The sequence below is a fragment of the Ensifer sp. Root127 genome (assembly GCF_001425225.1).
GTDB lineage: Bacteria > Pseudomonadota > Alphaproteobacteria > Rhizobiales > Rhizobiaceae > Ensifer > Ensifer canadensis.
In genome coordinates, this window is record NZ_LMDX01000024.1 from 33,618 (window position 1) to 55,712 (window position 22,095).

Sequence of the window (22,095 nt, forward strand, 5' to 3'; positions counted from 1 at the left end):
GCTTTTGGCACGCATATTAGTCATGATCCCCGCCGGTGAAGTCTACGCACATGACAGCGTTCGCTGGTATCAACATCAAGACATCCAGTCTCACATCAACCACTACCACAATATGGGCGATGCCTTCGTCTTCGACTCGTCGCTGAAACTGCTGCGGTTCGAACAACTCGGTGTGCTCGAAATATCGGAATTCAGGCCACGCGACATCGCCCGGCTTCGCGAGGAATACGATTACGTGTTCCTGCGCGGATCAAATTACATTCACGACGCCATGAACTGGGAGGCGGCAGCAACGGTCCTGAAGGCGCTCGGCCTGCCAGTGATCGGCTTTGGCATCGGTGCACAGGCTCCGGTGGATGGAAAAATCAGGCTCTCCGACGATACGCGCGCCGTTCTGCGCCTGATGTCGGAATCGACGACATCAATCGGTGTGCGGGGTGCCTATTCGGCCGAAGTTCTGTGGGATCTCGGCATCCGCAACGTCCGGATCATCGGATGCCCGACCGCCTTCCGCCAGAACGATCCGGAACTGCGCATCACGCTGCCGCCGCTCGAACAGGTCCGCAAGGTCGGGGTCACCGTCAGGCGAGAAGTCTCCGACGCCTATGCCAAGGACATTGAACGCTATCTCGGCTTCCACCGCGAACTGGTGAAAACCATGGCCGGGCGCTTCGAGACCGTGCTGTTGACGCAGGGCGAGGTCGAGGAAAAGAAGCTTGTCCTGGGAGACGAGGCCCAGCGCGAAGAAGCACTCGCCGCGCTCAAGGCCGACCATTGGACATCGTCCTGGTATCTCGATGAGGTGATGCTGCGCCTCTACCAGCAAAGGCTGTTCTATTCCGATGTGGTTGCCGATTACGAACGGCTGATCCGCGCCCAGGACCTGGTGCTCGGCTACCGCCTGCACGGCAATCTCATGGCGCTGGCGAATGGGGTTCCGTCGATCTACTGCACCTATGACAGCCGAACGGCCGAGTTCTGCGACACATTCAAGATCCCCAGTTTCGACATCTTCGGGCAGCAGGCGTTCCGCCTCGAGAACTATTGGGACCAGGCCCTCTTCGACAGGTACAACCGTGCCTGGTTCCAAACCTACGGCGAAATGTACCGCTTCCTCACTGAGAATGGTGTCGAGCACAAGATGCACGACATCCTCAAATCCCCACCCGCAAAAATCTCCCGAGTTGCTTGAAGCGAAAAGGTGCTGACATGCAGAACAAAGTGCGCAAGGCGATCATCCCGGCCGCCGGATTCGGTACGCGAATGCTGCCGGCGACAAAAAGCGTTCCCAAGGAACTGCTGCCGATCGTTGATCGGCCGATCCTCGACTACATCGTCAGCGAGGCGTTTGCCGCAGGCATCGAACACGTCATCATCGTCACCGGCCGCATGAAGGGTGCGATCGAGGATTATTTCGATCACGCATTCGAGGTCGACGCAACGCTGCGGCGAGCCGGCAAGAACCCGCTTGCCGATCGGCTGGCGACGGCAACGCCTGATGTCGGCAGCATCTCATTCGTGCGTCAGCAACAGGCGCGTGGCCTTGGCCACGCCGTCTGGACGGCGCGCCACATCGTCGGCGACGAACCTTTCGCCGTGCTGCTGCCGGATATGCTGATGGTCGATCACGAACCCTGCCTCCAATCGATGACGACCCTTCACCAGCGACATGGCGGCAATGTCGTGGCGGTCGAACGGTGCTTGCCGGAAGAGGCTCACAAATTCGGCATCGTTTCCCTGAAGCAGACCATTGGGGGCGCACTGGTCGATGGCCTCGTGGAAAAACCGGCCCCGGGCACGGCGCCGAGCAACCTGTTTATCTCAGGGCGCTACATTCTGCAGCCGGAGATCTTCAACATCCTCGAAAACCAGGAGCCGGGTGCAGGCGGCGAGATCCAGTTGACCGACGCGATGATCACCCTGATGAAAGACCAGGAAATTCGCGCTTTCGAATTCGGCGGCCGCACGTTCGACTGCGGAAATCCGACCGGCTTCGTCGCGGCCAACCTGCACATGGCAATGGCGCGCGCCGACATTGCAGCAGGGATCTCCGGCGAGATGCATGCACTGATGACGCCCCTGCGCGCAATCGCCTGATGACGCTACGCCGCAAGGAGCGGCCGTGCCGCCAGGTTGCGCAATCTGTGTTCATGGCGGCGGCGTTTAAGGATAAAAACATGCAGCAGTTCAAAGGGCTACAGCGACCTTTTCGCGTCTAATAAGACGTGCGGCGCTGTAGAACATCAAAAGGCCCGCAGACATTCCTGTTTGCGGGCCTTGTTTGATTTGGCTGTCAATCTCTTCCGGATTTTCAACGATCACGAGACCGGAGAATCCTTGGCGCCCCGTTATCTGCCGACCACGATCAACTGTCTGGCCCCGCCGAATGGCGGGCCACAACGGTCAATTCACGGGTGCCGGAGGAAGCGTTTCGCGGATCTGATCGATCTTGCCGACGTCAGGCCCGACGCCAAGGACATCCTTGGCTTCGTCGAGCATATCATCGGTTACGACACCGTCTTTCGAGAAGCCGGCAAGCGCATCGCGCAGAGCCTCATCGCTGAGGGCTGGGTCGCTTGGGATGGCGTCCACGCCGTTCTCAGCCTCAAACTCTGCATAGGCGATGGCGTAGGCGGCAACCGCGGCCATACGGGGATCGTTCGAGTTGAGATAAGCGTGATAGTTGCGGTTCAGCGAGCGCAGTCCCGGCGTGCCGACGCCAGCTTCAATTGGCTCCACCTTGGTCAACTTGTCGGCCTTGGCAGCTTTTTTCGCGGTGTCCGGGACTTTTTTGCCACGTGTGAACAATGATTTCCACGTCGGCGTGTCGCTGGCGCTGGCCTTGCCCGACCGGGTGTCCTTGCTTGCACGCGCGGTTCCCGATTTTCCATGGCTGGAACCTGAGCCCCCGCCATGGTTGCCGCCATTTCCATTTCCATTACCACCGCCGCCGCCGCCACCGGAATTGCCATGGCCTTCCTTGGCCAGGGCTGCGCCCGCCGCACCGACCATACCGCCTACCGCGGGGGCAACGACCAGACTCAGCGCCAAGGCGCCACGAGCGATTGCTTTCGCGAAAACCATAAGAAACTCCTCTTCGAATAGCCGCGGCACCGACTTCGATGAAGGCCGCGTTTGTAGAGAAGCGTAACTTATCTTGGGCAAAAGGGAGCTACTATGCCCCCCGGACCATTGCGGCGGCCTATAGGACCTTGGTCCTGTCCGGCAGACAGCCTAAGGTCCGATAAGGATTGAGAACCGTGCCACGGCATTGACCAGCCTGCCCAAGCGTTTAGGTTAACGTGGGTTTGTTGTACCACAGCGACGCTGGCGACCAGCAGTCGATACCGGGAAATTTCGTGCGCGCCACCCAACTCATCAAAAATTGGAACGCCCGCTCACTGGCATCGCAGTTCCTGCTTATCGGCGGCCTTGTTGCAGCGGCTGCAATGGTGCTGGTTGGGGCGTTTGTTTCACGCCTTATCGAGGAGGCCGTCACTCGCAACTCCGCCGCAACCACGGCTCTCTATGTGGACAGTGTGATCGCACCGTTGTTGCCCGATATGCAGACGACCCAGATACTCGACGGCGGTGTCGCGCGCGCGCTCGACGAAACCCTTGGTCAGGGCGCCTTGGGAGACCGTCTCGTGTCCTTCCGCCTTTGGCGGGCAGACGGCACGGTTCTGTATTCAAGCGACGAAGCCCAGATTGGAAAACGGCTCGAGCTCAGCGACGAGTTGCGAACGGCATTCTCCGGCAGGATGGTGGCGCTCTTCGATCAATCAGGGGAGCAGTCAGACAAACGCCCAGCCGACATGCCGATCCTTGAGATCTACAATCCGGTGCTGCAACCGTGGTCGGGAGAGGTCGTTGCAGTTTCTGAATTTCATGAGGTCTCCTATGATTTCCAACACGGCTTGAATCAAGCGCGCTTCTATACCTGGTTAGCGGTCGCAGCCTTTACGCTTGCTTTTTTCGTGGTTCTCTCTGCGATCGTGCTGCGAGGCAGCCGGACCATTGAGACGCAGCGCCATGCGCTCAAGGATCGGATCGCCCAGCTTTCAGCGCTGCTCGCGCAGAACGAAGCTCTACGTGGGCGGCTCCAGCGGGCCTCGCAGCGCACGGCGGCGCTCAACGAAAGTCATCTGCGCCGCATCGGTGCTGATCTGCACGACGGGCCTGCGCAACTGCTGGCCTTCGCCTCCCTGCGGCTCGACAGCGATGCTTTGACGAACCCGAAAACACCCGGAGCGACGCGCGAGCGCAGCATCGCCGAAATCAAGGAAAGCCTCGATGAAGCAATGCAGGAGATCCGAACGATCTGCAGCGGTCTTGTTCTGCCGCAGATAGAAACAGCGACCCTGCCCGAGATCTTGAAGCGGGTCGTTCACGCCCATCAGCAGCGAACGGAAACGACCGTGGAGCTGTCAGTTTTCGACCCGCCTGATCACCTCGCTCTGTCCGCCAAAATCTGCATCTACCGCTTCGTGCAGGAAGCGCTCAACAACGCGTACCGCCATGGCGGCGGCGTCGGCCAGCGTGTCTCACAATCGACGGTGGGTGCGCAGGTGATGGTCGAGGTCGGGGACAATGGGCCTGGCTTCAACCCGGATCGCGTCGAGCCAACGGGCCTTGGCCTTGAGGGTTTAAGGGAACGAATCGAAAGTTTGGGTGGAGCCTTCGAGATTAAAGTCTCAACAACTGGCACCGTTGTTCGTATGACAATCAGCACCGAGGAGACAAAAGCGGTATGAAGACAGCGATACGCATAGCCGTGGTCGATGACCATCCCTTGTTTCGAGAGGGCGTAACAAGAAGCCTGCTGGAGATCGGCGGCTTCGAAATCGTTGCCGAGGGGAGTTCCAGGGATGATGCCCTGCTTATTGCCGAGAATCTGCGTCCCGATGTCATGCTGCTGGACATATCCATGCCGGGGGGCGGCTTGAACGCAATCCCACCTATCCTCGAGTTATCGCCGTCGCAAAAAATCATCATGCTGACCGTTTCCGAAACGAGCGACGATGTCACTGCAGCCCTCGAACGAGGGGCGCTGGGATATGTGCTGAAGGGCGTAGGTGGCCGAGCCCTGGCGGAAATCATACGCAACGTCGCCACGGGCGAGAGCTATGTCACTCCGGCGCTCTCGGCCAAACTTCTCTCCAATCGGACGCGCGGTCCATCAAACCTGTCGGCCCTAGTCGCCAGCCTGACCGCGCGTGAACATGAAGTGCTGCAGTTGGTGGCCGCAGGCATGAGCAACAAGCACGTCGCCCGGAAACTCGAACTTCAGGAAAAGACAGTAAAGCACCATATGACGCAGATCATGGCCAAGCTCAGTGTCACCAACCGAACCGAGGCTGCCATGGTGCTGCGCGACGCGGCCGATTGGCGTCCCCTCACTGAATGAGGGACTGAATTCGTTTCAAGTCCGCCAGGGTCGCCTTTCGGTTGATGATCGTGCGCCCCCGCGCATCCTTCATTATGTAGCGGCCGTTATTGATCTCCTCGCTCATACCATCGGCATGGCGCACGCCGACCCTGGAAGCACCGCCGCCGGCACCCTTCGAATTGCCACGGGCGTTGCCGCCGCTCGAGTTGCCTTTTCCAGACCTGCCCCCTCCGTTTCCTCCGCCGTTACCACCGCCATTTCCTCCACCACTTCCTCCGCCATTTCCTCCACCGTTACTACCGCCGCCGCCGCCGCCCCCACCATTGCCGTTATTCTCCCCGCTCTTGGCAAAAGCGGCCTGGGGAACAAGTTCCAGCAACGAGCCGGCAGGGCCGAGGGTATATGGAAGGGCTGTGGCGAACAGACAAACGGCTCCCGAACTGACTGCGGTAAGAAACTTCCGACGCGTAGGCATGACATCTCCTAAGTACAGAACTTTGCCCGGGCTTCGACAGGTTGTCGAGATTGGGCATGCTCTGCCAGACCACAATCCGGCGGTCGATAGCATGAGTTCAACCGAGACAACCGCCTCGACAAACCCCTGTAAATGAAAGCCCTGATCGCTGAAACGCGTTGGGCCAGGGCGCCGCGAACGACCCGTGGCAGGCTTTCAGTGCGGACCTTCGGCTTTGCCGGCACGGTCCACCTTCTCAATACAGGACATGAGCCGCATTTCAATATCGCGACACAGAACTTCAAACTCCCGGATCGCATCCTGCCGCGGATGCGTTTCTAGCTGTAGCCTGTGCAGTTCCGTGACCGCCAGGTTGTAGGCTTGGCAAAGGTCAAGAAGAGACTCCAGAACATGTGTCCTGGGCGCCAGTTCTTGCCCGAGCGTCGGAGAAAGAAGTCGGCTCAGAGAGTTCTTGATCCTCATTTTCGTGACACCAGCCCAACATGCTGTCAGCGTGCGGAACAAGCGGGCCTGTGTCAAAGCGGACTGAAGTCGGATCAGGAGTAGGACCAAAGTCCGCCGGACGCGCTTTCTCGACAGCGGAAGAACGGGTTTTCCCCGCGGCCGTCTTGAATTTGCACGCCGAGCGCGAATATTCAGGCGGCAGTTATGCCGTTTTGGTGCATTTCCCTGGTACATTCTATGCGGTGCATAAAGTTGTAGATACCTAGGAAAGGGAATATGCATAAAACCGCACTAGACCGATTATCGTCAGTGAATCGGGAGCTGGATGCATGCAGAGAGAGTTACCATTCAACGGGCAGAGGGATTGGCGGATCGTGCGCTATGTCCTGGCCGGCATCGTTGGTTTCGCCGTACTCGCCCAGGTTCTGGTTTATCTCAGCCTGGTCGCTCTCGTCGACCGGCCCTATGCGGCAGCGATGGTCGGCGCGGCCTTGATTTCCTTGCTGATGGGTGTGCCGCTGATCGTCGTCGCGGCCATGCAGTTTCGCCGGGCCCAGCGCCTCCGCAACCAGATCAACCACGTCGTTGCCCATGACGCCACGACCGGCTGCGTTACCGGCCGCGGGCTCGTCCAGCATGTTAATGGTCTCGAGCGCCGCCGTCAGCGCGGTGCCGAGGAGCTTCACGGGGCTCTCATCCATCTGCGGATCAACAATCTCGACGATGTCGGCGCCGCTTTCGGCCCGGAATGGAGTGATGAACTGCTCCAATTCGTCGCCTCCACCATCAGCACCTCGGTGCGGCGCGACGATGTCGTCGCGCGAACCGGTCCAGCGAGCTTCGACGTCCTGTTGGTGGGTGCGACCGAAGCTGATGCAGAGCAGGTTTGCACACGCCTGACGAAAGCGCTGACCTCGTCGCATTTCGCTGCCGACGGCAGCAAGGTCGATCTTGCCTTCAGCGTTGGCGGTGCGTTGTTCGACGGCAGCGTTGACCTGGAGCAGCTGCGCCGCACTGCCGCTTCCGAGGCCGTTGCTGTTGCGGCGACTCAGAGCGTCGGTTTTGTCCGCCTGCCCTCGGCTTGAATCAATGTGGGCGCTGGCGCTCACGTTAGGTGAAGATACAACCTTGCGCGCGGCGACTGAGATTCAGCGGCTGAATTCGCACCTGCATTGAGTTGTAGACGGCAACTTAGTCGCTCAAATCCTGAAGACGCGATGCGCGATCGGTTCTATTTCAATAGCTTAACGGATCCCGGCTTAAAGGGCGCGATTGTTCCATTTTTGCAACATGACCGTGCGAAAGGCTGGGATACTCTTGCACCACCCCAAAAGTGGTGGCCGCCTTTTATTACAGCTGTATTATTTAGCGATAAATTTCTGCAGTTGTAATGTGCGCTTGGATTTGCAAGCGTGACGTACTGATTGCGAGGGGGATAGTATTGAACGTGGGGAAAACCTTTAAGGGCGGGTTGTTTTCTATTCTGCTCGCGTCAACCGTGTTTGCGGGCGGTGCGGCCGATGCGATGACGCTCAGGGAAGCGCTTCAAATCGCGATGGAATCGAACCCGGAGATCGGGCAGTCGATGGAGAACCGCGAGGCGATCGAGTTCGAACTGCGGCAGGCCCGCGGTCTCTACCTGCCGAGCCTCGATGTGGAAGCTTCCACGGGCGTGCAACACCTCGAGGACGAAGCACGACGGCTCGGCTCCATCGAAAACGACCCGCTCTATCCTTCCGATGTCGGTCTGACAGTCACTCAGAAGCTCTTTGACGGCGGTGGTCGTCGTGCCGAACTGGAGCGGCAGGCAGCACGCGTCGACAGCGCCTCCTTCCGTGTGCTGGAACGTTCCGAAACCATTGGGTTGCAGATCGTCCGCGAGTACTTCGAGTATATTCTTCAGCAGCAGATCGTGGCGGAGGCCCGCAAGAACGTCGGCGTTCATCAGTCGATCCTATCGGATATCAGCTCGCTGATTTCAGGTGGAACGTTGACTGATGCGGATCGCCAACAGGCCAGTGAACGCCTGCTTTCCGCAAAGGCCCGCCTATTGGAAGCGGAGGAAGCGCTCGATACCGTCAAGATCAGCTTCAATCGCCTGGTGGGCCAGCCGCTTACCAAGCCGTCGATGCCGAAGTCGGTTGCGAACGTCTTGCCGAAAACGCTGGAGACGGCGATCGGCATCGCCCGCGGCAACAACCCGCGCATCAAGGCTGCCGATTCCGACATCAGTGTCGCGGACTCGCAGGTAAAGGCTGCGCGCTCGAGCATGTTTCCGGAGGTCTTTGCCGAAGGAAGCGTGCGCTCCGGAAACGATATCGACGGCGCGACCGGCAATTCCTGGGACGCGCAAGCGCGGATCGTCGCAAAATGGAATCTCTATCGTGGCGGCATAGACATCGCCAACGAGCAGGAACAGATGCGCCGGGCGAGCGAGCAGCGGCTGGTCTTCCACCAGGCGCATCGCGAGGTCGAGGAGGCCGTTCGCATTTCCTGGGAACGCCGCACGAGCCAGTATGACATTTCGCGCACGCTGAATGCACAGGCCCAGATGAACGTGCAGATCGTCGAGTCCTATCGCGAGCAGCTCAAGGTCGGCCAGCGCTCGCTGCTCGACGTGCTGGGCGCGCAGAACGCACGTTTCAATGTCAGCGTCCTGGCGAAAACATCGCAATATGCAGCCTTGTTTGCCGAATATCGCCTGCTTGCCGCAACTGGCCAGCTCCTGGCGACGATGCAGATCAAAGCACCGGCTCAATCCGAAGCCTATGCGCGCACCGAGTTCAATGTTCCGGACACGCCTGCTACGGAAACCTATCGCCGTGTTCCGTCGCGCCAGACGAACGATTTGCCGCTCGACTTGTTGGCGCCGATCCGGCAGAAATGATAGTCCTCGTGAGGGCGGACACAACCGGTGGTGATGCAAGCTATTGACAGGCATGCGCAGATTGGCCCGTCCTTGACTGGCTTTTCCGAGGCGTTCAAGGAGATTTGCGTCTTCTTGAACCGCCCCTCGTCAGACAGTGTGCTCTATTCCGACGTGCCCTTCGACGCCCGGTCGCCGAGCGCCGAAGACGTTTCCCGCATAGCTGAGCGCGTTGGCCTGGAGACGGAGCTTGTTTCCACGCGGGCCCTTGCCAATCGCGATTTCGTGTTCCCGCTGCTGCTCGTCTTTCGCGATGGCAGCGCCACGGCGTTGTTGGAGGAGGCGCCGGACGGGACTCTCAGTCTTTCGAACAAATTGGCAAGGCCCGACGAGACGGCGGTGAAGCTGTCCGATCTGCAACTCGGCGGGCTCGCCTATGCCGCATCGTTCTCGGCGACCTATTTGAACGCGGCTGCCGGCCGGGGTGTTGGCGAGGCGCGCAACATTGACCGCCGGCACTGGCTGACTTCGACGATCAAGCCCTTCTGGCAAGCCTATGTCCAGGTGGCGATCGCGACATTCTTCATCAACGTCCTGGCGCTCGCCGCGCCGCTGTTCACGATGAACGTGTACGATCGCATCCTGCCGAACAAGGCGATCGCGACGCTCTGGGTCCTGGCGCTGGGCATCAGCACCGCCATCCTTTTCGATTTCCTATTGAAGACCGTACGCGCGGCGCTGATCGACTACGCCGGCCGCAAGGCCGATCTGAAACTCTCCTACATGCTATTCGAGAAGATTCTGCATGCAACCATGGCGTCGCGGCCGCCGTCCACCGGCGAGTATGCGAACCGGGCGATGCAGTACGAATTCGTGCGGGAGTTTTTCACGTCGAATACGCTCAGCATGATCATCGACAGTCTTTTCGTCTTCGTCTTCATCGCCGCCATCTATGCGGTGGCAGGTTGGATCGCGCTCATTCCAGCGATTGCTTTTATCTTGAGCCTCATCATCGGCTACGTCGCGCAGTACAAGATCGGCAATCGCGTCGCCGCGGCATCCAACGAGTCCGCCCAGCGCCAGGCACTCCTGGTCGAAACGATCAGCGCGATCGAGACGGTGAAAACGCTGCATTCGGAAAAACAGCTGCTTCGCCGCTGGAACGAATTGGCCAAGCATTCCTCGAACACGGCCGAGAAAATCAAGGAGATTTCCTCCTGGGCGTCGCACGCGACGCAGTTCGTGCAGCAGTTGGTGACGGTCTGCATCGTCGTGGCCGGCGCCTATGAATTCACCGAAGGAAACATCTCCTCGGGCGCGATCATCGCCGCCAGCATGCTGGCCGGCCGCGCCGTCGCACCGCTCGGCCAGATTGCGATGACGCTGGCGCGACTGCGCCAGGCGCTTCTATCGCTGCGGATCCTGAATGCGGTGATGGAGCAGCCGGAGGATCGGCCCGATACGATCGGTTTCGTTAATCGCGAGATCCGCAACGGCAGCATTACCTTCGCCAATCTCGACTTCGCCTACCCGGGGACCGACCACAAAGTGGTCAGCGGCATGAACGTGGCGATCAAAGCGGGAGAGCGGGTGGGCATCATCGGCCGCATCGGTTCCGGCAAGACGACGATCGGCCGTCTGCTTGCCGGCCTCTACCCACCAAGCGCGGGGCGAATCCTGGTCGACGGCGTCGACATTCGCCAACTGCACCCCTCTGTCGTTCGCTCGGCGGTATCGTTCGTGTCGCAGAATTCTGATCTGTTCTCGGGCACGATCAAGGAAAACCTCCTGATGGCAAATCCGACCGCCAGCGATGAAGAAGTGGTGGCGGCAGCGAGGCTTGCCGGCGTGGACGAATTCGTCTCCCACCATCCGCGCGGCTATGACATGCCCGTAGGTGAACGCGGTTCTCAGCTTTCCGGCGGGCAACGCCAGGCGGTCGCCATCGCACGGCTGCTATTGCGCAAGCCGAAGGTCGTCTTCCTTGATGAACCCTCCGGGGCAATGGACCTTGCAAGCGAACGTGAGCTGATCAACAAGCTCTCCACCGTCTTCAGCAGCGATGTCACCCTTTTGATATCGACGCATCGCCATAGCATGCTGAGCCTCGTCGATCGGCTGCTGGTTCTTGACCGCGGGCGCGTCGTTGCCGATGGCCCGAAGGCTGAGGTCATCGAGCAGTTGCAAAGGCGGCCCGGTCCTGCTGGCCCAGTGGCCGGAGCCGGCCTATGATGCACGCTTTCACAAAGATGACGAAAAGACGTCGGTTCGCAAATGGCGGGAGGGGTCAGCATGACTGAGAAACCGCCGCTTGCCGCGCGCGCCGGGTTGCTTGTCATCGGCTTGCTGATCAGCTCTTTCGTCGCCTGGGCGGCGATTGCCGAGGTTGATGAGATCGCCCGCGGTGAAGGCAAGGTCATCCCCGTCTCGAAGACGCAGATTATCCAGTCGAGTGAACCCGGCATCGTGCGCGAGATCGCGGTACAGCCCGGACAGGTCGTTCGCCGCGGCGATCTGATCCTCCGGCTCGACGATACCGCGAGCGGCTCCTCCCTTGGCGAACTCGAGGCCAAGGGGCGATCGCTGCGCGCGCAAGTCGCGCGGCTCAAACTCGAGGAGACCGGGGCCTACGACGCAAAATACCAATGTCCTGAGGACATCACTAAGGTCGCGCCGGCCATATGCGCGAACGAGGAACAACTGCTTCAAGCCAAGGCCGGCAATTTCAACAACAAGCTGTCGGTCATGCAAGCGCGCGAAGGCCAGCGGCAGAAGGAGCTTGCCGAGGCGGCGGCCAATATCACCCGCCTGACAGAGAGCCTGCAGTTGACCGAGCAAGAACAGGAAATGCTCGCGCCGATGGTCAAGCGCAAGCTCGTCGCGCAAACCGAGGTGCTCAGGGTCGAGAAAGAGCTGACCGATACCCGGGGTCAGCTCGCCCTCTGGAAGGAGTCAGTCGGAAAGCTAGAGGCGGCGCTCAGGGAGGCAACCCTCCAGGTGACCGAATTGTCGCTGCAACTGAAGCAGGAGGCCCTGGCGGAAAAGACCGAGGCGCTTTCGCAACTTTCCGTTATCGAGGAAACCATCCGCGGCGCCAGCAGCCGGGTCGCCAACACCGACATTCGCTCACCAGTCGACGGCATCATCAATACGCTCGATGTCAACACAGTCGGCGCCTATGTGACGCCCGGTGGGGTGATCGCCGGCGTCGTACCGACGTCGGAGATTCTGCTCGTCGAGGCACGGCTATCTCCAAGGGACGTTGCGTTCGTGCGCGCCGGCCAGCCGGCACTGATCAAGGTCTCGGCTTATGACTTCTCGATTTACGGTGGCCTCGGCGGTGTCGTTGAGACCATCAGCGCCGACAGCCTGGTTGATCAGAACAATGGCGAAACCTACTATCTCGTGCGCGTCAAGACCGACACAGCCGCGCTGGTGAAGGATGGGCGCGAATATGCGATCATGCCCGGCATGATTGCGTCCGTGGATATCATGACCGGCAAGAAAACGATCCTTGCCTATCTGATGAAGCCGATCAACAAGGCGCGCGAGGAAGCTCTGCGGGAGCGCTGACGATGAACGAGACGCCGCCTCCCCCGTCCGACGCGGACCTGAGCGCTCTGCGGTTCCGTGTCGTCACCGTCGGCGGTCAGCGCCGCGGGATCAAACTTGAGGAGATCTATTGGCAGAGCCTTGGCGAGCTTGCCGCGCGGCAAGGCCGTAAGCTCGCGGATATCGTTGCCGCCTGCGAAACAGAACTCGAGGGCGAAGGCAACCTGACGGCGCGGCTGCGCTTTATCGCCACCCGCTACCTGCGCGACGAACTCTCGTCGGCCAAGGAGCGCAGCAATCTGGCGGTGGTTGCAGGCCAGGTCCGCGCAAGTCCGTCGCCGGCCTTTGCGCTCACGGGGAACAAGCACATCATTGCCTATAACCCCGCCTTTCTCTCCTTCGTCCAGTCACGTGTCCTGCGCTCGCACCTGCCTCAACCCGCACGGGGCTTGAAGCTCTCCTTCGACGTTCAGTTTGTCGATCTCGTGCACCGCCTCAAGGAGACCCCCGGCGAACCGCAATCGGCCGGCTTCACCATCGGCGCGCAGGGACAGATCACGCGGGGCAAGTTTACCGCCGCCCTCGCTCCGCTCTCCGACCAGGACGTCATCATCGGCTTTATTCTGGCCTGATCCAATGCGACCGCCGCTGCGACAGCGTAGTTAAAATGGCGACCCTTTCGAGCGGTCACCCATTCGACGAAAGGCGTTGCGTTTGGAGATGAGGTTTAGCGAAGCGCGACACCCTCTCCGGGCATGACATCGGACAGAGGTGCGGCCGAAGCGACCTTGTCGCCGGTCGACCTGACGCCGTGGATCCAGGAGCGGTCGGCGCTGACCGAGAAGAGCGGCTGGTAGTTGGGCAGAGCACGGTCGGGCTTCACCTCGTCGCTCAAATTGTCGAGAATGAAGTGGCCCTGGCTCGTCGTGATCGCGAGCACCGCGTGATAGAGGTTGCGTCGGACATCGCGCAGAACGACGACCGACATGGCTTCCGGCGGCAGGCCGGCCGCCTTCAGAGCCGCCATCTTCAGGATGGCATAGTCTTCGCAGTCGCCCTTGCCGCGGGCGAGAATTTCGTCCGGCGTTGCCCAATAATCCTTGGAGCCGTAGTTCTCAGCGTCCGGCTGGTAGCGGACAAGCCGGTTCACCGTCCGGTTGATGCCGCTGATCTTCTGCCGGAAGGCGAGGCCGTTGGCGTTTTCGATCGCCCTGCCGAGGATGCCGCGAGCGGCACAACCACTCTCGTTGGCGCAGTGGTCGAAATCGGCTGCCGCGACCGCCGGAAAGACGGTTTTCCATTTGCGGGCCACGGGGATCGAAGAGACGCGGAAGGCGACGGAATGGAAAACGGCGGAGGGCGTCGACTGCGCCGGTGTTTGGCCACCGAGGTTGGTGCCTGCCGTCACCGCCACTTTCTGCACCCGCTGCCGCTTGAGCCCTTCGGAGGCTTGCTTCGACCAGGTGCCGATTGCCTCAGTGGCGACGGCCGCCAGCGGACTCGCGAGGCTCAGCATCTGCTGGAAGACGCCGGGCTGGAGCATGCCGGGCTGTCCGGCCTGCACAGAGGATATCGCTGAAAGCGATGCCAGGCCGATCGCAAACACCGAAGTCTTCAGGTATTTTTCGCAGTGCTTCCAGCTCTTCTTGTTCATCGCCGTGTCTCTCGGTTGCATGGAGACACTCTACGAATCAAAAGAAAAATGCAGGTAAAGCCGTATGTATTATTTAGTATGTGCCACGCCAATACGTTTTATGTAAAATTTTATTCAAACTTTATACTTGTGTATGCTTTTGGAGCACTGACGGATTCGTTTATAGAAGTCGCCGACTCCGTCATCATGAAAGCGATCGCCAGCCCGGAGCATGCCGTTTGGCACCTGTGCCGGTTGTTTCATGAGGATGCGTTCAACGGAACGTCTTGCAACGCGGCCAGTTGCGATTGACGGGCGCATTTTGCCACTGTTCTCTGTGACATCAGGGCTTCTTTTTATAGCTCAGGCGGCCCGGATGGGGCATTCGTTTCGAACCCATGACCAGAACTATTAAAATTGCGTCAATCTAACCAATTTTGGGTATTAGCATATCATATTATGCTGTTTTTCTCTAATCCCTTCGATGCCGATTGCGGCTGCACAAGGTTGATGTTCTCTTGCCCGCAAAGGTCGAGGGGTATTTTCTATGGCAACCGCAGGCACCACAAATTCCAACGATGCCGCCGCAAACCCGGCAGAGGCAATCGAGTACCGCGACGCACCGGATGGCAAAGCCGGCCGGTTGGTAGCACAGACCGGTGGTGGCGCGACGGACGAGCCGCAGCTCCTGGACCAGGCAACCGGCGCTCCGGTGAAGGGCGCTGAGAACGCGCTCCAAACGCCGCCGATGCCGGCGACGGTCAGCGCCGATGCTTCAAATGTCGTGCACCTCCCTGCAGGCGCATCGATCGAAAAGATCCAGGTGGTCGGCACTGATATCGTTTTAGAACAGCCTGATGGCTCTACAATCACGATCCAGAACGCCGCATTGAAAGTTCCGACCTTCGTCATCGGCGACGCCGAAATCCCCCGCGAAACCCTCGTGGCGGTGCTCGGCGAAAACGGTATCAACGTCGCCGCGGGGCCGGATGGCACCATCAGCGTCGTGTCGAACCAAAGCAGCGGCGGGGATCTCTCCGATGCGACCGGCGACATCGGCCAGGCCGGGCCGGTCATCGACTTGCTCGCCCCGACCGCCCTGGAGTTTCCTGCGCTTGAAGCGACCGAGCGTCTGCCCTTCGCGCTTGACCCCAACGATGACCCGTCGATCACCCCCGACTCCAAAGATAATCCAGGCGGCATCGCGGTGAGCGACAGGCAAGTCGACGAAGCCGGCCTCGCAGTCGGATCGCGTGCGGGCGATGGCAGTGCGTCGGTCAGCGGTGTGTTTGCCCTCACCGATCCGGACGGGCTTGACGACATCGCTGGCCTGACCGTCAACGGTCAGACGTTCGCCATCGGCGGTCTCGTCGGGCAAACGGTTGTGGGTCAATTCGGTACATTGACCATCACCGGCTACAACCCGCTTACCGGTGTGGCGGATTACACCTACGAGCTGACGAGCGCAGTCACGAGTTCCGGGGTCAATCCCGGGACGAATATCGAGCAGGACCGGGACATCTTCGACCTCACGGTCACCGATCACGATGGTGCCGGCGGTTCGGCCACCCTCCAGATCGATATCATCGACGACGTTCCAGTGATCGGGATCACCGATCCGGCCGCGCCGAGCGTGGTGGAAGGCCAGACGCTTGCCGGCAGTTGGACGCTTTCGGCAGGTGCCGATGGCGTCGGCACAGTCGACGTGACGGCCGGCAACACAACGCAGACGCTGACCTTGACGGCGGGCCAGTCGGTGGCGTTTGCGCTTGCCGAGGGCACGCTGACGGTCAATGCCGACAACACCTGGACGTTTGCAGCGGCCAGCAACCTCAACAATGCCGGCGGCGTCAATGTCAGCTTCACGCTGTCGGCCAAGGATGCCGACAACGACACGACGAGCGACAGCCAGACGATCACGGTGACGGACGGCGCCGGCCCGACAGTCAATCCGCTTGCGGCTTCCGCATCGCTTGCACTCGACGACCAGAACCTGGCCGACGGCAGCACGCCGGGCGCCGACGCCAGCAGCGGCACGATCGGCTTCGTGGCCGGTTCGGATGCGATCGCCACCATCGTGTTCGGCGACACCAGCACCCTCACCGGTGCGCTGACCTGGGATAGGGTCTCCGACACCCAGATCGTAGGTAAGGCCGGCGGCGTGACCATCGTCACCCTCGACCTGGTGCGCAGCGGCGACAGCGCGACGGTGACGGCGACACTTACCGACAACTATGCCAGCCATCCCGGCGTCAATGCCGACGATCTCGCCGCACTCGGCTCGGTCAAGGTCATCGCTTCCGACACGGACGGCGACACGGCGGAAGGCACCGTCTCCGTCTCGGTCTCCGACGACGTTGCGACGGCTGCAGCGGACACGGATAGCGCGACCGAAGATGGTGTGCTCGTTGCGGATGGCAATGTGCTGACCGGCTCGGGTGGCACGGATGCCAATGGTACGGACGGTGTCAAGGACGTGCGGGGGGCAGACGGGGCGTCGGTCACGGCCGTATCGTCTGGCGACGCGGCGGGCGTGGTTGGTGGCGCAACGGTCGGCCAGTTCGGTACGCTGGTTTTGGGCGCTGACGGCAGCTACACCTATACACTGAACAACGCTCATGGCGCCGTCCAAGGTCTTGCTGCGGGCCAGACAGTGACGGATACGTTCAGTTACGAGATCACTGATGGCGATGGCGACAAATCGTCGACGACGGTGACGATCACCATCACCGGCACCAACGACGTTCCGGTAATCACCTCTGCGGTGCAGAGCGGTTCGGTGACGGAGATCGCCGACGGTGCTGCGGGCGAGAATGCGACAACGCATGCGCAGAATGGTGCGGTAACCTTTGCCGACGTCGATGCGCTCGACACGCACAGCGCAACTTTCACCGCACAGGGCGCCAGCTACCTCGGCACTTTCGCGCTCGGCGCGGTGAACCAGGCGGGTGACTCGGTCGGCTGGAGCTTCGAGGTCGCCGACGGCGTGCTCGACAGCCTACAGGCCGGCCAGACGCTGACGCAGAAGTACGATGTGACCGTCGACGACGGCCATGGCGGCACGGCAGTGCAGACGGTGACGATCACGATCACCGGCACSAACGACGTTCCGGTRATCACCTCTGCGGTGCAGAGCGGTTCGGTGACGGAGATCGCCGACGGTGTTGCGGGCGAGAATGCGACAACGCATGCGCAGAACGGCGCGGTAACCTTTGCCGACGTCGATGCGCTCGACACGCACAGCGCAACTTTCACCGCACAGGGCGCCAGCTACCTCGGCACCTTCGCGCTGGCGGCGGTGAACCAGGCGGGTGGCTCGGTCGGCTGGAGCTTCGAGGTCGCCGACGGCGTGCTSGACWSSCTRCAGGCCGGCCAGACGCTGACGCAGAAGTACGATGTGACCGTCGACGACGGCCATGGCGGCACGGCAGTGCAGACGGTGACGATCGTCATCACCGGCACCAACGACGCCCCGGTGATCACGTCCGGTTGGCAGCTTGGCGGCGTGGTGGAACGGTTTGACGNGACGTGACCGTCGATGACGGCCATGGCGGCACGGCAGTGCAGACGGTGACGATCACCATCACCGGCACGAACGACGTTCCAGTGATCACCTCTGCGGTGCAGAGCGGTTCGGTGACGGAGATCGCCGACGGTGTTGCGGGCGAGAATGCCACGACGCATGCACAGAATGGTGCGGTAACCTTTGCCGACGTCGATACGCTCGACACCCACAGTGCCGGCTTCACCGCMCAGGGCCCCAGCTACCTCGGCACCTTCTCGCTCGGCCCGCTGAACCAGGCGGGTGACTCGGTCGGCTGGAGCTTCGAGGTYGCCGACGGCGTGCTCGACAGCCTGCAGGCCGGCCAGACGCTGACGCAGAAGTACGACGTGACCGTCGATGACGGCCATGGTGGCACGGCAGTGCAGACGGTGACGATTGTGATCACCGGCACGAACGACGTTCCGGTGATCACCTCTGCGGTGCAGAGCGGTTCGGTGACGGAGATCGCCGACAATGCAGCGGGCGAGAATGCGACAACGCATGCACAGAATGGTGCGGTAACCTTTGCCGACGTCGATACGCTCGACACCCACAGCGCCGGCTTCGTACCGCAAGGCGGCGGCTATCTCGGCACCTTCGCGCTCGGCGCGCTGAACCAGGCGGGTGACTCGGTCGGCTGGAGCTTCGAGGTCGCCGACGGCGTGCTCGACAGCCTGCAGGCCGGCCAGAYGCTGACGCAGAAGTAYGACGTGACCGTCGATGACGGCCATGGCGGCACGGCAGTGCAGACGGTGACGATCACCATCACCGGCACGAACGACGTTCCAGTGATCACCTCTGCGGTGCRGMGCGGTCACTTTTGCCGACGTCGACACGCTCGACACCCACAGCGCCGGCTTCACGGCCCAGGGCCCCAGCTACCTCGGCACCTTCGCGCTCGGCGTGCTGAATCAGGCGACTGATACGGTCGGCTGGAGCTTCCAGGTCGCCGACGGCGTGCTCGACAGTCTGCAGGCCGGCCAGACGCTAACGCAGAAGTACGACGTGACCGTCGACGACGGCCCTGGCGGCACGGCAGTGCAGACGGTGACGATCACCATCACCGGTACCAACGACATTCCAGTGATTACCTCTGCGGTACAGAGCGGTGCGGTGACGGAGATCGCCGACRRTGYAGCGGGCGAGAATGCGACAACGCATGCGCAGAACGGCGCGGTGACCTTCGCCGATGTCGACACGCTCGACACGCACAGCGCCGGCTTCACCGCACAGGGCCCCAGCTACCTCGGCACCTTCTCGCTCGGCGCGGTGAACCAGGCGACTGATACGGTCGGCTGGAGCTTCCAGGTCGCCGACGGCGTGCTCGACAGCCTGCAGGCCGGCCAGACGCTGACGCAGAAGTACGACGTGACCGTCGACGACGGCCATGGTGGCACGGCGACACAGACGGTGACGGTCGTGATCACCGGCACCAACGACGCACCGGTGATCACGTCGGGCACGCAGAGCGCGACCGTGACGGAGATCGCCGACGGCGCTGCGGGCGAGAATGCCACGACGCACGCCAAGAGCGGCGCGGTGTCCTTTGCCGATGTCGACACGCTCGACACCCACAGCGCCACCTTCACCGCACAGGGCGCCAGCTATCTGGGCTCCTTCTCACTCGGCGCGCTGAACCAGGCGAGCGACTCGGTCGGCTGGACCTTCCAGGTTGCAGACAGCGTGCTGGACTCGCTAAATGGAGGCGAGACGCTGACGCAGAAGTACGATGTGACCGTCGATGATGGTCATGGTGGCACGGCGACGCAGACGGTTACCATCACGATCACCGGCACCAACGACGGTGTCAGCGTGAATGGGCTGTCGTCGAGCACCGAAGTTACGATGTATGAGAAAAATCTCCCTGACGGTTCCTCGCCCAACGCAGCGGCGCTGACGCAGACCGGCAGCTTCTCGGTGACGACGCCGGATGGTCTTGCCGGGCTGACAGTGAACGGCACTGCGGTTGTGACGGCTGGCGTGTTCACCGCCAACCAGACGGTGGACACGGCGCTCGGGCTTCTGACGATCACCGGCTACACACCTACGACGGTCAATGGCGTGGTGACGGGTGCGACCTTCACCTACAGCTATCTGCTGCAGGACAACAGCACGGGACACACCTCGGCCGGTCCCGACGGCGGCGTGTTCGACAACTTCACCGTGGCGGTGACGGACGAGGACGGCTCGAGCACCAGTGCGGTGCTCAATGTCGAGATCACCGACGATACGCCTTCGGCAATCGATCCAGACCATCTCCATCTGACAAACAAGGCGGGGACCGAGGCGATTGCCTATCTCGATGCGGATCGCAACGTTGATGACAATGTCGGCGCGGATCAGGGTGGAACCGTGAGGTTCGCTTCATCGCTCAATGGCTCGAATAGCGGTTTCACGTCAAGCGGGGCGGCGATCTACTACTACGTTGTCGGGAATACCCTGATTGCGTCCACGTCGTCGACCAGTGCGGCAGACAATACCAAGTGGGTCTTCGAAGTTGAAATCAACCAAGACGGAAGTTTGGCCGGTTCGAACGACAGTTATGGTGTCACCATGTACGGGAAGGTCGATTCCGCCAGCAACGTTAACTTCAATGGTGGGAGCTACGCATTCTCGGGTGGAAACACCAATTGGGTGGGCTTCGTGCCGAACGGGCAAATAAACAGTCCCCAAAATGATGATTCGCCAGACCTGCTGATCACTCCTATTGGTGATGACGCTAAAAGAATTAACGGGACGGCCAATTCTGTTGGTGTTTCGGGAGGTGACGGCGGCCAGAAAATCGGCTCAGACGAAGGGGTGAGACTGAACTTCGTTTCGGATCTTACGGGAACTCCTACTGCGACTAACTACAATTCCGTCTCGCCGGGCCACACATTCGACGAGCATTATCTGGTCAACGGCGCTTCCGTCAAATTCGGCAGCATAGGCAATGGTCGCTCCACCGCGGTATTCGTTGCTTCGGATGACAATGACTTCGGCGATGCCAGTGAAGACAATCGCATAAACGATAGCACACCCGAACCGATAACCAGGGTCATCATCAGCCATTCCGGCAACAACGCCAACCCTTCGGATAACACTTTCGTTGTCGATTTCTCAACCGGCAATACGCAATCGATCACCGTCGATGGCCTCAGCTACCGCATTACGCGAAACCTGCTGACAAATGAAGTTAAGGTTGAAGGACTTGTCGACAACACGACCGTAGCCGTTTACACCGCAGATCAATACACAACCCTTGATGTTTATTACGGCACAGGAAGTGACACGTTCGCGAACGCGGACGATTCGTTCGCACTGACAGGATTCGGTAGCGCCGTCGTTGCGACCGATCCCGTAAGCATCTCTATCCCAGTCGAACTGGTCGACGCGGATGGCGACAAGGCTGGTGGGGCCTCAATCGATCTGACTTTCGAGCCGGATGGTCAGGCGATGGCAGGGTCCGCTTCTGACGAAGTCTTTGCCGCCACGTCTCACGCCGATAGTTTCAACGGCGCCGGCGGCATGGATATGGTTTCCTATCAGTCGGCCTCCGCTGGCGTAGTTGCCAGCCTTGCGGCGCCTGCTGCGAATTCTGGCGATGCGGCCGGCGATGGCTACACGGCGATCGAAGGGCTCGTAGGCAGCTCATACAATGATGTTTTGACCGGCGACAGCCTAGGCAATACGCTCATCGGCGATTCGGGCAGCGACGCGCTCTACGGCAATTCGGGCAATGACATTCTCGTCGGCGGTACGGGCGACGATTTCCTCTATGGCGGCACCGGCTCGGATACGATGACCGGCGGTTCGGGCAAGGATACCTTCGTGGTTGACCTCGACTCGCTCCAGCTTGGTATCGACGATGTGATCACCGACTACAACTACGCGGAGAATGACAACGTCGACCTGTCCGCCCTGCTCGGCAACCTGCCGACGGGTACCAATCTCGATGGCAACTACGTCCAGGTCGTGCAGGATGGCCAGAACGCCAACCTGCAGGTGGACACGGACGGCAGCGCCGGCAATGGCGCGGCATGGCATACAGTCGCCGTACTGGAAGATTTCCAAGTGTCGACCGAGGTGGTGAAGGTCCTGTTCAACGAAAACGGTGCGCCGAAGACACAAGACGTTCCTTAAACGCAAAGTCGATCTCGACAGCTCCGCGGTTCTCGGCAATCATCCGGGAACCGCATATTCCAGGGGGGAA

Annotated in this window: 14 protein-coding genes; 10 read left to right on the top strand and 4 right to left on the bottom strand. The window is 60.8% G+C overall.

Annotation, left to right across the window (positions count from 1 at the left end):
- Positions 1-4 precede the first annotated feature (4 nt).
- Both ASD03_RS25640 and ASD03_RS25645 read left to right on the top strand, forming a co-directional pair.
- A complete protein-coding gene (locus ASD03_RS25640) occupies positions 5-1,192 on the top strand; it encodes a polysaccharide pyruvyl transferase family protein (RefSeq protein WP_057217278.1) in 1,188 nt (395 codons plus the stop codon).
- 17 nt (positions 1,193-1,209) lie between these two features.
- Entirely contained in the window at positions 1,210-2,097 is an 888-nt protein-coding gene (locus ASD03_RS25645; protein ID WP_057208339.1) for a UTP--glucose-1-phosphate uridylyltransferase, read from the top strand.
- A 306-nt stretch (positions 2,098-2,403) separates the two neighbouring features.
- Here the strand turns inward: ASD03_RS25645 and ASD03_RS25650 are convergent, their stop codons facing one another.
- Positions 2,404-3,084, bottom strand: coding sequence for a hypothetical protein (locus tag ASD03_RS25650; protein WP_057217279.1), 681 nt, complete (start codon positions 3,082-3,084; stop codon positions 2,404-2,406).
- A gap of 275 nt (positions 3,085-3,359) precedes the next feature.
- On the opposite strand from ASD03_RS25650, the gene ASD03_RS25655 reads away from it, so the two are divergent.
- Both ASD03_RS25655 and ASD03_RS25660 read left to right on the top strand, forming a co-directional pair.
- Entirely contained in the window at positions 3,360-4,754 is a 1,395-nt protein-coding gene (locus ASD03_RS25655) for a sensor histidine kinase (protein ID WP_057217280.1), read from the top strand.
- Positions 4,751-5,407 (top strand): response regulator transcription factor, encoded by a 657-nt coding sequence (locus ASD03_RS25660; RefSeq protein WP_057208345.1) that lies wholly within the window; start codon positions 4,751-4,753, stop codon positions 5,405-5,407. The genes ASD03_RS25655 and ASD03_RS25660 overlap by 4 nt, the downstream gene beginning before the upstream one ends.
- Here ASD03_RS25660 and ASD03_RS39325 read toward each other — a convergent pair.
- Complete coding sequence (locus tag ASD03_RS39325) at positions 5,397-5,864, bottom strand: hypothetical protein (RefSeq protein ID WP_057217281.1); 468 nt, start codon at positions 5,862-5,864, stop codon at positions 5,397-5,399. The two genes, ASD03_RS25660 and ASD03_RS39325, sit on opposite strands and share 11 nt — an antisense overlap.
- A gap of 195 nt (positions 5,865-6,059) precedes the next feature.
- Complete coding sequence (locus ASD03_RS39330) at positions 6,060-6,326, bottom strand: hypothetical protein (RefSeq protein WP_146160938.1); 267 nt, start codon at positions 6,324-6,326, stop codon at positions 6,060-6,062.
- A gap of 311 nt (positions 6,327-6,637) precedes the next feature.
- Between ASD03_RS39330 and ASD03_RS25675 the strand changes: the two genes are divergently transcribed.
- From ASD03_RS25675 to ASD03_RS25695, 5 genes are all read left to right on the top strand, one after another.
- Complete coding sequence (locus ASD03_RS25675) at positions 6,638-7,393, top strand: GGDEF domain-containing protein (RefSeq protein ID WP_082557407.1); 756 nt, start codon at positions 6,638-6,640, stop codon at positions 7,391-7,393.
- 440 nt (positions 7,394-7,833) lie between these two features.
- Positions 7,834-9,195 carry a TolC family outer membrane protein gene (locus ASD03_RS25680; protein WP_225906504.1) on the top strand — a complete coding sequence of 454 codons (1,362 nt, stop codon included), beginning with the start codon at positions 7,834-7,836 and terminating at the stop codon, positions 9,193-9,195.
- Positions 9,196-9,228: 33 nt separating this feature from the next.
- Positions 9,229-11,406, top strand: coding sequence for a type I secretion system permease/ATPase (locus tag ASD03_RS25685; protein WP_057217285.1), 2,178 nt, complete (start codon positions 9,229-9,231; stop codon positions 11,404-11,406).
- 60 nt (positions 11,407-11,466) lie between these two features.
- The gene (locus tag ASD03_RS25690) at positions 11,467-12,747 is read left to right on the top strand and encodes an HlyD family type I secretion periplasmic adaptor subunit (protein WP_082557409.1); all 1,281 of its coding nucleotides are present in this window, start codon (positions 11,467-11,469) and stop codon (positions 12,745-12,747) included.
- Between the two features lie 2 nt (positions 12,748-12,749).
- Positions 12,750-13,358: a ribbon-helix-helix domain-containing protein gene (locus tag ASD03_RS25695; protein WP_057217287.1), complete on the top strand. Its 609-nt coding sequence runs from the start codon at positions 12,750-12,752 to the stop codon at positions 13,356-13,358.
- Between the two features lie 95 nt (positions 13,359-13,453).
- Here ASD03_RS25695 and ASD03_RS25700 read toward each other — a convergent pair whose 3' ends face one another.
- Positions 13,454-14,401: a transglutaminase-like cysteine peptidase gene (locus ASD03_RS25700; protein ID WP_225906502.1), complete on the bottom strand. Its 948-nt coding sequence runs from the start codon at positions 14,399-14,401 to the stop codon at positions 13,454-13,456.
- A gap of 4,300 nt (positions 14,402-18,701) precedes the next feature.
- On the opposite strand from ASD03_RS25700, the gene ASD03_RS25720 reads away from it, so the two are divergent.
- Entirely contained in the window at positions 18,702-22,025 is a 3,324-nt protein-coding gene (locus tag ASD03_RS25720; protein WP_244494700.1) for a VCBS domain-containing protein, read from the top strand.
- Positions 22,026-22,095 lie beyond the last annotated feature (70 nt).